The following is a 12,267-nucleotide window of genomic DNA, read 5'->3' on the forward strand; positions in this document are numbered from 1 at the left end:
GCGGACGTTCTCACTGGAACCATGCGTGGGTGGAGAGTTCCGGGCGTACGCCGTGCTGGGCGCGGGCGAGGACGACGGCGTTCGAAATGAGCCCGACGTGACTGAGTCCTTGGGGGAAATTGCCGAGGAAGGAGAGGTCGCCCGGGTCGATCTGCTCGGCGAAAAGGCCGAGCGGGCTGGCGTAGGAACACAACTTCTCGAACAGTTCCGAGGCTTCGTCGACGCGGCCCTGGCCTGCGAGGTTGTCCACCATCCAGAAACTGCACAGCAGGAACGCGCCCTCCGGCTCGTCGAGTCCGTCGGGTGAGTCCTGCGGAAGGTAGCGGTACAGCAGACCGTCACCCGCGCCGAGCCGTTCGGCGATCGCCTGTGTGGTGGCGACCATGCGCGGATGGTCGGCGGGCAGAACGCGTCTGAGCGGCAGGGCGAGGAGTGAGGCGTCCAGTCCCCCTCCCCGGCCGAGGTGCTCGGTGAGGGAGTTCATACGCTCGTCCCACGCGTCGCGGATGATCGTTTCGGTGAGGTGCCGGGCCTCCGCGGCCCATGTGGTGGCGTCGCCCGGCAGGCCCGAACGGGTGACGAGCCGCGCCGCGCGGTCGAGTGCCACCTGGCACATCGCCGCGGAGTACGTGAAGGGGCGCCCCGGGGTCCGTACCTCCCAGATGCCGTGGTCCGGTTCTCTCCAGGCGGTGCGGGCCTGTTCCGCCAGGTCGGCCAGGCGGTGCCACAGACCGTCGCTCAGCGTTCTGCCGGTGGCCGCCCACTGGAAGGCACAGTCCAGGAGTTCTCCGTAGACGTCGTGCTGCACCTGTTCCGCCGCGGCGTTTCCCCAACGCACGGGCGGAGACCGGCGGTACCCCTCCAGTTCCTCGTCGACCACTTCGACCGGCGGTGGCCGGCCGTCCACGGCGTACAGGACGCGCAGCCGTCCTTCGCGCCGGGCGGCGGTGAGCGCCCAGTGGAGGAAGCCGCCGGCCTCGGAGGTGAGGCCGATCCGGCGCAGGGCGAACACCGTGTACGCGGCATCACGTATCCACGCGTAGCGGTAGTCCCAGTTCCGGTCTCCTCCGACGCACTCGGGCAGCGACGAGGTGGGGGCGGCGACAATGGCACCGTTCTCGACGTGGTCCAGGAGCTTGAGGGTGATGGCCGAGCGGCGTACCAGGGCGGCGCGGGGAGAGTCGTGCACGATGTGCGCCGACCAGCGCCGCCACGCTTCCACGGTGTTGCTGATGCAGTTGTCGGCCGGCGGGTCCGGGCCGGGGGCCGCCCGGCCCCACTGTCCGTTCCAGCGCAGGCCCACCCGGAGTTCCTCCCCCTCACCGAGAGGCAGCGTGCACCGGGGGCCGGACAACGGCCGGGAGGCGTTCAGGCGCAGCTCCAGGGACTGACGCGGGCAGACCAGCCGGCAGCCCCCGGCGGTGCGCTCGGACCGGGCGCCGCCGTACGGTCGCACCGCCACGGTCAGGTCGACACTGCCGTGTACGACCTTCGCGCGGCGAATCAGTTCCCCCCTGCCGGCCGGGGCGTGTTCCTCCAGGTGCGCACCCGCTTCGAGGAGGAACGCATCGGTGACCTCGACGACCCCTGTGTCCGCGTGCAGCTCTGTCACCAGGACCCCGGTGTCCTCGACGTAGTACTGGCGGCTTTCCCGCAGGCCCCGCGGTGCGAGCAGGAAGGAACCACCGCCGTGCCGGTCGAGCAGTGAGCAGAACAGCGGCGGAGCGTCGAAGCGGGGGACGCACATGAAGCTGACGGCGCCGTCGCGGCCCACCAGGGCGCACCCACGGCCGTCGCCGATCAGCCCGTGGTCCTCGATCGGCAGGTACCCGTCCCGGGGCAGTCGCGACCGCTCGTTCATACCCGGTCCAGTACCCACTGAGCGCGGACAGGATCAGCCCGCGGAGCTCGGCGTCGTCGCGTGGCCTGCGGCGGCCGGGAGGGCGGGACGGCCGTCGGCGTGCGGGTGTGGTGGGGCTGTGTGACGCTTGCCGCACAACCATGCCTCACCGACGGGAGGAGACGGTGATGAATCAGCTCGGAGACAAGCCGGAAGAGGTCCGCAAGCGGCTGGAGGAAGAGAAGCGGCACACCCCGGAGAAGGACCGGAGCCGGGATTCCGCCGAGCGGGTCCCCGAGCCGGAGGAGCCGTCCGGGAAGGCGCACGAGCCGGCGTACGGGGACGAGCGGGATTCGGACTGACCGCGGACCGTCGGAGCCGGACCGGTGTCGGGCGGCCGACCGCCGTCGTCAGCGGCGTGGTCGATGCTGTGGTCCGGGGCCGTGGGCGGCGCTCAGGACGCTGAGGGGCCGCAGCAGCGAAGCATCGAGGGGCATCACAGCGCGTGCGCGCTCACCGGAGGCGAAGAAGCCCGGTCAGCCGCCGGGAGCGGGGGCGCGTCGGCCGTGGCTGCGCCCAGGAACCGCGCAGCGCTCCGGCCGGTGCGCGGGGCGCGTCTTCCGCGAGGTGCCGGCCCGACTCGGCCGGGCCGCCTTCCGGCCGGCCCGCGGTCCAGTGGCACCACACCGCCGGGACGCCGCCGTAGAACTCGGCCGTGGCGTCGGGGGCGGCGCAGAGTTTCACCGGCCGGCACGGCGTCGAGCACGGTCGGAGAGCGGACGGCGTCCGGATCCGTCCGGACCGTCCTGTCTCCACCGCCCTGTCTTCGTCAGTGGGCCGACCACGAGCGAGGTGGATGCGTGAGCATGTCCTGTCCCGGCTCCGCGACCGCTGAGTGCCACCCCGGCCCATGCGGGGCTGAGGCCCCGGGTGTGGTCCATGGGTGTGTGTGGTTCATGGGTGTGTGGTCCTTGGGTGTGTGGTCCTTGGGTGTGGTCCCGCCCGACGGAACGACGTACGGCGGGCAGCACCGGGGGACGGCGTCACGGCATCGCTGTGGCACGCTCTCCGGCCCGTACCGGATCGGCCTACCAGCGCATCGCTGTCGCACGTACAGAGCTGAAGTCCATGGCCTGCTCCACCTCCCGCAGGGTCTGCTCGGCGATCTGGCGCACCTCGGCGGGTACGTCGCCTCGCTCCTCTATGAGACCTGCGTAGATCGGTGCCTCGGCATGGTTTGCGGAACTCACGTGATGAGGGCCCTTCAAGTCGGTAGGTGCGGTTTTAGGTGCGGTTTCTGGCGGCGGCAGGAAACGGAGGACGAGTGTAGGGGGTCCGCGGAGTGCCGGAGCGGACCGCCCCCGTGTCCGGGGTCGCGACCCGCAGCTTACGGCGTGGCCGTCGTGTGGCTCCGGTCCGCCCGGCCCGCCGGGGCGGTGTCAGCGGGGCGTGACACCATGCGGCGTACGGCGAAGCCACACGCCGGACACGGCCGGACATGTTCCGGGAAGAAGTTTTCCCCGTCCGCGCACTGGCCTTCGTGTGGGATCTCTCTCCTTCCGGGTCGCTCACCCGCGGGGAATCCCCGCCCGGGTCCCCCCAGCACGAGTACTTCCCCGAAAGCGCCACCACGTCGCTGTGTCCGGGGAAGGACGTCGCCCGCTGCCGCGGTGTGGCTGTCGAAGGAACCCCTGGGCAGTAGCCCCTCACGACGCCGAACGCCCCGGTCCGCCACCCTCCGGACCGGGGCGTTCGGCGTCGGCGCTCACGAGGCGGCGCTCACCCGCTCGGCGGGGAAACCGTGGGTGCGGGCGGTCACCACCACGAACAGCACCGGGCCCAGGAGCACCAGGACGCTCCAGGGGAAGGAGCCGGAGCCGAAGCGGTCGAGGAGAGGCCGCCGACGACTCCGTCGCCCGCCATGGCCGCGTTCCACAACGTGACGAGCACGGCCTGCGCGGCGTCGGCCGAGTCTTTGCCCGCGTCGCCCACGGCGGTCTGCAGCAGCGTGGGGGCGCCTCCCCATCCGGGCCCCCACAGCGTCACGGGTTCCGGGACGCGGGCAGGCTGCCGTCGGTTCGGGGTCCGGCGGCGACGGGCGACGGTGCGGTGGCGTCCCCGCCCCGGGGCATTCGCGGCCCGGGGCGGTTCGAGGCCGCGCTCGTGCCGGTCGCCGCGGCGGCCGACGGAGCGCTGGTCCTGCCCGAAGAGCCCGGCACCGGCGGGCGGTGGGCGCTGGGCGCCGCTCCCGACGCCTCCCGCGGAACCGTGCTGGTCGCCGGTCGCCTCGACACCCGCGAAAGCGGGCCGGGGGTGTTCGCGGCGCTGCACCAGTGGGAGCTGGGCGCCCGCACCGTGCTGACCGGCGCCGACGGCCGGGCCCACACCTACCGGATCACGGCCCGCCGCAGCTACCGGCAGGAAACGCTGCCGGGCGGCCTGTTCGACTCCGGCGGCGCCCCCCGGCCGGCGCTGGTCACGTGCGCCGGGCGTTACGACCGCGCCACCGGCCGGTACGAGGACAACCTGGTCCTGTACGGTACGCCCGCCTCCCCACCCTCCCCGTCCATCTCGCCCTCACCGCCGCAGCGCCGTTGACGTCCCCGTGCGGCCGGGGGCGCGAGGCCGCGAACGGGACGCGCGACCGCAGGTTTCGCGCGACACTGGGCATGACAGAGTGACAGAAGTGCCCTCTCCCTGCCGGAGGTGCAGCGTTGCCGGAAAGCCACCTCCCCCAGCGCGCCCCCGAGCGGGTCAGAGCTTCGGCGGCACTGCGTCTGCACCGCACGCTGCGCTCCCTGACCGACCGCTTCCCGGCCCGCAGCCGGCTGCTGTGGCTCAGTGAGGCGAGTACCCGGATCGGCACGACCCTGGACCTGGACCGGACGGCCCGTGAACTGGCCGAGTTCACCGTTCCCCGGCTCGCCGACGCCGCGGCGGTGGACCTGCTGGAGTCCGTGCTGCTCGGCCAGGAGGGCGAACGCATGTCCGGGCCCGACGCGCCCGTCACCCGGGCCCTCGCCGTCGCGGCGGTCGACGGCCTGGCCCGGCGTCTGGAGCCGGACCCGGTCGGTGCGATCTCGTATCACCCGCACTCGGTCGCCTCGGTGCACTGCCTGGTCGCGCGGGAACCCGTGCTGATCGCCCGGATGGGACCGGACGACTACGAGCGGGTGGCCGTCACCGCGTCCGGCGCCGCCAGGATGCGCGAGACCGGCGTGCACAGCTACATGGCGGTACCCCTCATCGCCCGGGGCGTGCTCCTCGGCGTCGCCGACTTCATGCGACTGGGCACACGGCCGCCCTTCACCCGCGCGGATGTCGCTCTCGTCATGCAACTCGCCCACCGCGCGGCCGTGTTCATCGACAACGCCCGCCTGTACGGCCGGGAGCGCGAGCACGTCGTCGCCCTCCAGCGCAGCCTGTTGCCACGGGGCACGCCGACGACGCCCGGACTGCGCGTGTCCGCCTGCTACACACCGACGGCCGACGTCAGCGGCGTGGGCGGCGACTGGTACGACGTCATGGCCCTGCCGGGCGGACGCACCGCTCTGGTCGTCGGGGACGTCATGGGGCACGGTCTGCCGGCGGCGGCCACCATGGGACGGCTGCGGACGGTCGCCCGGACCCTCATGGCCCTGGACACCGCGCCCGAACGGGTCCTGGCCCGCGTGGACATGGCCGCCCGCGACCTGGAGGACGACCAGGTCGCGACGTGCCTGTGCGCCGTCTTCGACCCCGCCACCGCCTCCTACACCCTCGCCAGTGCCGGACATCCACCGCCGCTCCTGGTGACCGCCGACGGTGAGGCGTCGTACGTCGGCGTACCGGTGGGCGCGCCCCTGGGCGCCGGGGTCATTCCCTACGATTCCGTACGGCTGCCCGCACCGGCCGGCAGCCGGCTCGTGCTGTACACGGACGGACTGGTCAAGACGCGCACCGAGGATGTGGACGCGCAGCTGGAGGGGTTGCGGCGGGCGGCGGCGGGGCTGGCCGCGCCGGACCTGGAATCGTGCGGTCTGGTCACGAGGACGGCGGGGCACGAGATCCGGTTCGACGAGGCGGTGCTGGTGGTCGCCACGAGCCGTCCGCCCCGGCCCGAAGCGGACCTGTCGGTCTGGACCCTGGCGCAGGGTGAGGAGCCGGCCGCGACCGCCCGCAGGCTGGTCAGGGAGCAGCTCGGCCGGTGGCGGCTGTCCGAGCACAGCGACGTCATGGAACTCGTCGTCAGCGAGCTGGTCGGCAACGCGCTGCGCTACGGCGGCGGACCCGGCGAGCTGCGCCTGATGCGGCACGACCGGCTCACCGTCGAGGTGTCCGACACCGGGCCCGACCTGCCGCAGATCCAGCACGCGAGCCTCAGCGACGAAGGCGGCCGGGGGTTGCAGCTCATCAACATGCTGTGCCGGCGGTGGGGCGCCGTCCGCACACCCGCCGGAAAGATCGTCTGGGCCGAACACGACATCCCCGCGGCGCCGGAAACCTCCCCGTGAGCGCGGGCGGCACCGGTTTCCGTGCCGCCGGGCCCGTGGCGGATCTTCGTCCTTGACAGCGGGTGAAGCCGTGGGTGAGTCTTCGGGCGTCCGGTGGGAACGTTCCCATCGGCCGGGGCACGCAAGCGCCCGGGCCTCGCCGCACCCCGCGCAACAGGAGACAGCACATGTCCGATCGTCCGGTCCGCTGGGGCATCCTGGCCACCGGCCCCATGGCCGCCGCCTTCACCGAAGACCTGGCCCTGATCCCGGAGGCGGAGGTGGTCGCCGTCGGTTCCCGCTCCGAGCGCTCCGCCCGGCTCTTCGCCGACCGGTTCTCCATCCCCCGCTCGTACGGCAGTTGGCACGATCTCGCGGCGGACCCGGAGGTCGACGTCGTCTACGTCGCCACGCCGCACGCCCATCACCTCGCGGCCACCACCGTCTGCCTCGACGGCGGCAAGGCGGTGCTGTGCGAGAAGCCGTTCGCCCTGAACCGGGCGCAGGCCGCGTCGATGGCCGCGCTGGCGGAGCGTCACTCCCTCTTCCTCATGGAAGCCATGTGGACCTCCCTCAACCCCCTGATCCGGCGCGTACGCTCCATGGTCGACGACGGCCTCATCGGTGAGGTCCGCTCCGTGCACGCGGACTTCGGCTCGCGCGTCCCGCACGTCCCCGGAAACCGGCTGCGCGACCCCGCCGCCGGCGGCGGCGCCCTCCTCGATCTCGGCACGTACCCCGTGTCGTTCGCCCACCTCCTGCTGGGCCCGCCCGACCAGGTGGCGGCCTGGGCCGACCTCACCGGCCACGGGGTGGACGAGAGCACGGCGATGGTCCTGGGCTACGACAGCGGGGCCATGGCCGTCCTGTCCTGTTCGCTGGCGTCCGAGAGCGCGCGCAGCGCCGTCATCCACGGGACCGGGGGACGGATCGAGATACCCGCCGACTTCTACAACCCGCGGTCCCTGGTCCTGCGGCGCGACGGACACGACCCGCAGACGCTCGTCGCGGAGCCGCAGAGCGGCAACGGTTACGGCCACCAGGCGCGGGAGGTGATGCGCTGCCTGCGGGAGAAGCGGACCCAGTCGGACCTGCTCCCGCTGCGGGGCACCCTCGAGGTCATGGGCACCCTGGACAGGGTCCGCGAACTCGTCGGTCTGCGCTATCCCGGCGAGTGAGCGGGTGAGCAGGTCAGCGAGCGGGTGAAACACACACATGTCCCCCAGGCCGAATTGAGGATGATGCACACCATGGAACAGCGACTTCTGGGCAGGACCGGCCGGAGCGTCTCCGTCGTCGGGCTCGGTACGTGGCAGCTCGGCGCCGACTGGGGCGCCGTACGGGAAGAGGACGCCCTGGACGTCCTGGACGCGGCGGTCGAGGAGGGAGTCACGTTCTTCGACACGGCCGATGTGTACGGGGACGGGCGCAGCGAGCAGCTGATCGGGCGCTATCTGCGCGAGCGGCCGGACGCCGGTGTGTTCGTCGCCACCAAGATGGGCCGCCGCGCCGAGCAGTCGCCCGAGAACTACGTGCTGGACAACTTCCGCTCCTGGACCGACCGGTCGCGCGAGAACCTCGGCGTGGACACCCTGGACCTGGTGCAGCTGCACTGCCCCCCGTCCTCGGTCCACTCCTCCGGCGCGGTCTTCGACGCGCTGGACACCCTGGTGGCCGAGAAGCGGATCGCCGCCTACGGCGTGAGTGTCGAGACGTGCGCCGAGGCCCTCGCCGCGATCACGCACCCGGGTACGGCGAGCGTGCAGATCATCCTCAACCCGTTCCGCCTCAAGCCGCTCGAAGAGGTGCTCGGGGCCGCCGCCGAGGCCGGCGTGGGCATCATCGCCAGGGTCCCCCTCGCCTCGGGCCTGCTGTCGGGGAAGTACACCGAGGAGACCGTCTTCGCCGGTGACGACCACCGGACCTACAACCGGCACGGCGAGGCGTTCGACCAGGGCGAGACGTTCTCCGGCGTCGGCTTCAGGACCGGTGTCGAGGCCGCCGCCGAATTCGCCGCTCTCGCCCCGGACGGGGCGACGCCCGCGCAGACGGCCCTGCGGTGGATCATCCAGCAGCCCGGTGTGAGCAGTGTGATCCCGGGTGCGCGTTCGGCCGAGCAGGCCCGCGCGAACGCGGCGGCCGCGGCGCTGCCGGCACTGCCGGAGGCCACTCTCGGCTCCGTACGGAAGCTGTACGACGAGCGCATCCGCGCGCAGGTGCACCACCGCTGGTAGGCGCTCCGCGCCCACCGGGCAGGACGGGGCCCGGCGTGCTGTGCGCGCGCCGGGCCCCGTCGTCAAGTGGTCGGTACGGGCAGGCTACCCGGCCGGTGACCGGGGCACCGTCAGCGCGTCCGTCGCGGGCAGCGTGCCGGTGCGCACCACGTCGGCGTACCAGCGGGCACTCGCCTTCGGGGTGCGCCGGCCGGTCGGGTAGTCGACGTAGACGGCGCCGAAGCGCTTGCTGTATCCGTAGCCCCACTCGAAGTTGTCGAGCAGGGACCACAGGAAGTAGCCGCGGACGTCCACGCCCGCCTGGATCGCCCGGTGCACCGCGGTGAGGTGGCCGTGCAGGTAGGCGACCCGGTCGGGGTCGATCACCTCGCCCTGCGGGTTGACGTAGTCGTCGAACGCCGCGCCGTTCTCCGTGATCATGAGGGGCAGGTCCGGGAAGTCCTCCTTGAGCCGGAGCAGGAGGTCGTACATGCCGCTGGGGTCCACGGCCCAGCCCATCGCCGTGGTGGAGCCCGGAGGCAGGTGGAAGTTCACGTTGTCGGCGCCCGGCCACGGGCTGTGCGCGCTGTTGCCGTGGCCGTCGGAGCCGTGGCCGGCCGTGCCGTCGGCGGCGGACACCAGGGTGGGCGTGTAGTAGTTGACGCCCAGGAAGTCGAGCGGCTGGTGGATCTCGGCCGTGTCGCCGTCCCGCACGAAGGACCAGTCGGTGAGGTGGGCCGTGTCGCTCAGCAGGTCGGCCGGGTACGCGCCGCCGAGTACGGGGCCGGTGAAGATCCGGTTGGCCAGCGCGTCGATGCGGCGGGCCGCGTCCACGTCCTCGGCGCTCCCGGTGAGCGGCCGCACGTGGTGGACGTTGAGGGTGGTGGAGATCCGCGCGTCGCCGGGCAGGGCGGCGCGCAGTGCCCGCACGGCCTTGCCGTGGGCCAGGTTGAGGTGGTGGGCGGCGCGCAGGGCGGCGACGGGTTCGGTGCGGCCCGGTGCGTGGACGCCGGAGGCGTAGCCGAGGAAGGCGCTGCACCAGGGCTCGTTGAGGGTCGTCCAGGTCCGTACGCGGTCGCCCAGGGCGTCGGCCGCCAGGGCGGCGTACTCGGCGAAGCGTTCGGCGGTGGCGCGCTCCGGCCAGCCGCCCATGTTCTCCAGTTCCTGCGGCAGGTCCCAGTGGTAGAGGGTGGCGACGGGCTTGATGCCCTTCTCCAGCAGCTCGTCGGTCAGCCTGCGGTAGAAGTCCAGTCCCTTCTGCACGGCGGGGCCGCGGCCGGTGGGCTGGATGCGGGGCCAGGCCAGGGAGAAGCGGTAGGCGCCCACACCGAGGTCGGCCATGATGGCGACGTCCTCCTGCCACCGGTGGTAGTGGTCGGTGGCGATGTCCCCGGTGTCGCCGTTGCGGACCTTGCCCGGGGTGCGGGAGTAGGTGTCCCAGATGGACGGGGTGCGCCCGTCCTCCGTCGCCGCTCCTTCGATCTGGTAGGCGGCGGTGGCCGTGCCCCAGAGGAATCCCGGGGGGAAGGTACGGATGTCGGAGGCCTGGGGAGCGGGCTCGTTGTGTCGGATCGCGGTGGCCACGTACGTGGGTCCTTCCGGGAAGGGGATGTTCGGGTGCGTGCGATGTCGTACGGACGTGAGACGTCGTACGGAGGAGAACGAGGAGGAGGGGCGCAGGGGGCCGTGCGCTCAGCCCTTGACCGCGCCCTGCATGATGCCGCCGACGATCTGGCGGCCGAAGACGACGAACATCGCCAGCAGTGGCAGTGTGCCGAGGAGCGCGCCCGCCATGATCACCGACTGGTCCTTGACGTATCCGGCGCTGAGCTGGGTCAGCGCGACGGGCACCGTCGGGTTCTCCATGTTGAGCGCGACGAACGGCCAGAAGAAGTCGTTCCACGCGTGCACGAACGTGATCATGAAGAGGACGGACATCGCCGGGCGGGCGACCGGCAGCACGATGCTCCAGAAGATGCGCAGCGAGTGGGCGCCGTCCACCCGGCCGGCCTCGACGAGTTCGTCGGGCAGCGCCTCACTGAGGTACTGCCGCATGAAGAACACGCCGACCGCGCTGATCAGGGTGGGGAAGATGACGGAGGGCAGCTTCTGGCCCCAGCCCAGGTCGCTCATCATCATGAACAGCGGTACGACGCTGAGCTGCGGCGGGACCATCATCGTGCCGATGACGAGCATCAACAGGAGGTTGCGGCCCTTGAAGCGCAGCTTGGCGAAGGCGAACCCGGCCAGGGTGGCGAACAGCACCGTGGCGGTCGCGATGGAGCCGGCGACGATCAGGCTGTTGACCAGTGCCTTGCCCATCGCGGCGTCGTCCCACGCCCTGGCCAGGTTGGAGAAGAGGTTCGGGCCGGGGAGGAACGGCGGCGGGGTCTGCGCGACGCGGGTGTTGTCCGTCGAGGCCGCCACCATCGTGAAGTACAGCGGGAACAGCGAGGCGAGCGCGGCGATCCCGAGCAGGATGTACGCGAGGGGTCCCGCGTGGTGCTGGCGCCCGGCACCGGTGCGCAGCATCCGGCGGCGGCTGCGGCCGCCGGGTGCCGTGGTGGTCTTGCGTGGGGCGAGCTCGTCCGGCCGGGCCTGGAGGCTGTCGGTGGTCATGGGCTGGCTCCTGGTCAGGATGAACGGGGCGACGTGAGGCGCTGGAGGAGACGCTGCAGCAGGAAGATGAGGATGACGATGAGGAACATCGCCCACGCGACGGTGGCGGCCCGCCCCATCTGGTAGTTCTTCCAGCCCGCCTCGTACAGCAGCAGGCCCAGCGTCTGGTACTGGTTGTCGGTGCCGCCGCTGATGCCGTTGGGTCCCTGGCCGAAGATCAGCGGCTCACCGAAGATCTGGGTCGCCCCGATGGTCGACAGCACGATCGTGAAGACGATGGTGGAGCGGATGCCGGGGACGGTGACCTGGCGGAACTGCTGCCAGCGCGAGGCGCCGTCGATCGCCGCGGCCTCGTAGCGGTCGCGCGGGATGGCCTGCATGGCGGCCAGGTACAGCAGCGCGTTGTAGCCGGTCCAGCGCCAGATGACGATCGTCGAAATGGCGAACTGGGCGGGCCACTTGGAGTCCTCCCAGTCGATGCCGTCGGCGCCGAACACCCCGAGGAACCAGTTGATCATGCCGAAGTCGCGCTCGAACAGCATGGTGAACACGAGCGCCGCCGCGCCCACCGAGGTGGCGTACGGGGCGAGCGCGGCGACCCGGAAGAAAGTCGAACCGCGCAGCTTGTAGTTGAGCAGGTGCGCCAGGCCCAGCGCCATCATGAGCTGCGGCACCGTGGAGATGACGCCGATGGTGAAGGTGTTGGCGAGGGAGTTCCAGAACTGGTCGTCCTGGACCAGTTCGGTGTAGTTGCCGAACCCCTTCCACTCCATGACGTCCAGAGTGGCGAGCTCCACCTTGTGGAGCGAGATCCAGAACGTGTAGAGCAAGGGGTAGAGGCTGAACGCCGCGAAGACGAGGAAGAACGGTGCCACGAAGCTGTACGGGGCGCCCTTCAGATCGAGGCGGTGCAGGAGGTTGCGCCGGCCCTGCCGAGGACGGCCCCCTTCACCGCTGGCCTTGTCCTTCTTCGTACCACCGGCCGGAGCCGGCCGGGCTCCTTCGGCGTGGGGGGCGGAGGTGGGGGTGGCCACCGGAGGCCTCCTTCCTTGAGGGTGTGCAGAAGCGGTCCCCGGCGGCCGGGACGGCCGGTGCGGCACGTCCGCGGTCGCCGGGGACATCA

The 12,267-nt window shown here is 71.8% G+C and carries 10 protein-coding genes and 1 pseudogene; 5 read left to right on the forward strand and 6 right to left on the reverse strand.

Annotated features, from left to right (window positions below; all coding sequences use genetic code 11):
• Nucleotides 1-10: 10 nt before the first annotated feature.
• A complete protein-coding gene (locus tag ABD374_RS14420) occupies nt 11-1,861 on the reverse strand; it encodes a glycoside hydrolase family 15 protein (protein WP_344495117.1) in 1,851 nt (616 codons plus the stop codon).
• A gap of 167 nt (nt 1,862-2,028) precedes the next feature.
• On the opposite strand from ABD374_RS14420, the gene ABD374_RS14425 reads away from it, so the two are divergent.
• Entirely contained in the window at nt 2,029-2,202 is a 174-nt protein-coding gene (locus ABD374_RS14425; protein ID WP_344495119.1) for a hypothetical protein, read from the forward strand.
• Nucleotides 2,203-2,928: 726 nt separating this feature from the next.
• Here the strand turns inward: ABD374_RS14425 and ABD374_RS14430 are convergent.
• Nucleotides 2,929-3,090 (reverse strand): hypothetical protein, encoded by a 162-nt coding sequence (locus ABD374_RS14430; RefSeq protein WP_344495121.1) that lies wholly within the window; start codon nt 3,088-3,090, stop codon nt 2,929-2,931.
• A gap of 515 nt (nt 3,091-3,605) precedes the next feature.
• A pseudogene (locus tag ABD374_RS14435) lies at nt 3,606-3,880 on the reverse strand (MFS transporter); the annotation flags it as partial.
• Between the two features lie 69 nt (nt 3,881-3,949).
• On the opposite strand from ABD374_RS14435, the gene ABD374_RS14440 reads away from it, so the two are divergent.
• The 4 genes from ABD374_RS14440 (at nt 3,950) to ABD374_RS14455 (ending at nt 8,546) form a co-directional block, all read left to right on the forward strand.
• The gene (locus tag ABD374_RS14440; RefSeq protein WP_344495123.1) at nt 3,950-4,438 is read left to right on the forward strand and encodes a class F sortase; all 489 of its coding nucleotides are present in this window, start codon (nt 3,950-3,952) and stop codon (nt 4,436-4,438) included.
• A gap of 173 nt (nt 4,439-4,611) precedes the next feature.
• The gene (locus ABD374_RS14445; RefSeq protein WP_425577240.1) at nt 4,612-6,333 is read left to right on the forward strand and encodes an ATP-binding SpoIIE family protein phosphatase; all 1,722 of its coding nucleotides are present in this window, start codon (nt 4,612-4,614) and stop codon (nt 6,331-6,333) included.
• Between the two features lie 167 nt (nt 6,334-6,500).
• A complete protein-coding gene (locus ABD374_RS14450) occupies nt 6,501-7,490 on the forward strand; it encodes a Gfo/Idh/MocA family protein (RefSeq protein ID WP_344495125.1) in 990 nt (329 codons plus the stop codon).
• Between the two features lie 63 nt (nt 7,491-7,553).
• Nucleotides 7,554-8,546, forward strand: a complete 993-nt coding sequence (locus ABD374_RS14455) for an aldo/keto reductase (protein ID WP_344495199.1) — start codon at nt 7,554-7,556, stop codon at nt 8,544-8,546.
• Between the two features lie 84 nt (nt 8,547-8,630).
• On the opposite strand, the gene ABD374_RS14460 is transcribed toward ABD374_RS14455, so the two are convergent.
• The 3 genes from ABD374_RS14460 to ABD374_RS14470 form a co-directional block, all read right to left on the reverse strand.
• On the reverse strand, nt 8,631-10,109 hold the full coding sequence (locus ABD374_RS14460; protein ID WP_344495127.1) for a GH1 family beta-glucosidase: 1,479 nt from the start codon (nt 10,107-10,109) through the stop codon (nt 8,631-8,633).
• A 108-nt stretch (nt 10,110-10,217) separates the two neighbouring features.
• Nucleotides 10,218-11,144 (reverse strand): carbohydrate ABC transporter permease, encoded by a 927-nt coding sequence (locus tag ABD374_RS14465; RefSeq protein ID WP_344495128.1) that lies wholly within the window; start codon nt 11,142-11,144, stop codon nt 10,218-10,220.
• Nucleotides 11,145-11,158: 14 nt separating this feature from the next.
• Complete coding sequence (locus ABD374_RS14470) at nt 11,159-12,178, reverse strand: carbohydrate ABC transporter permease (protein WP_344495130.1); 1,020 nt, start codon at nt 12,176-12,178, stop codon at nt 11,159-11,161.
• Nucleotides 12,179-12,267: the final 89 nt, after the last annotated feature.

The organism is Streptomyces enissocaesilis (genome assembly GCF_039533765.1).
GTDB lineage: Bacteria > Actinomycetota > Actinomycetes > Streptomycetales > Streptomycetaceae > Streptomyces > Streptomyces enissocaesilis.